Annotated in this window: 1 protein-coding gene; it reads left to right on the plus strand. The window is 62.9% G+C overall.

Features of this window, described 5'->3' with window-relative positions; translation table 11 throughout:
- The first annotated feature begins 54 nt into the window (after nt 1-54).
- Entirely contained in the window at nt 55-510 is a 456-nt protein-coding gene (locus H7U20_RS10060; protein WP_199759023.1) for a CopD family copper resistance protein, read from the plus strand.
- The last annotated feature ends 89 nt before the right edge of the window (nt 511-599 follow it).

Consider the following 599-nt stretch of genomic DNA (forward strand, 5'->3'; position numbering starts at 1 on the left):
GGGTGCGGCTGGGATGATGCGCGCATCCCAGCCGCACCCGAAAAGGAAAACCCCATGTCCGCCGCCAGCTACCCAGTGCTGCTAACGATCCACCTGTTGTGTGCGCTGATGTTCGTTGGCACCGTGTTTTTCGAAGTGCTGGTGCTCGACAGCGTGCGCCGGCGCGTGCCGGCCGAGGCCATGCGCGCGGTGGAACGCGGCATCGGCCAGCGGGTGCGCTGGCTGATGCCGATCGTCATCGTCACCTTGTTCAGCGCCGGCTTCGGCTTGGCCGCCCATTATGGCGAGCAGCTGACGCATCCGGCCGGCAATCCCTTCGCCATCCTGTTGTTGCTCAAGATCGGCCTGGCCTGCAGCGTCTTCGGCCATTTTCTGCTCGCCAGCTACTGGCGCATGTGCGAGCTGTTCACTTTGCGCCGCTCCCGTCTGTTGCACTTGAGCGTGTTCTGCCATGTCGTGCTGATCGTGCTGCTGGCCAAGGGCATGTTCCACATTCAGTTTATTGATTAGCGTTGATCTTCATCTACCAACCTGAGCGACGCCTCAGTTCGCCTGCCGGTCGCGGCGGCGGCGTACAGGAAGCGCCGCAGGATGGCGGA

Origin of the sequence: Rugamonas violacea, from assembly GCF_016461825.1 — a bacterium.
Classification (GTDB): domain Bacteria; phylum Pseudomonadota; class Gammaproteobacteria; order Burkholderiales; family Burkholderiaceae_D; genus Rugamonas.

Coding starts and splice junctions, on each gene's coding strand:
- H7U20_RS10060 (WP_199759023.1), top strand. CDS start 55: ATGTCCGCCGCCAGCTACCCAGTGCTGCTAACGATCCACCTGTTGTGT.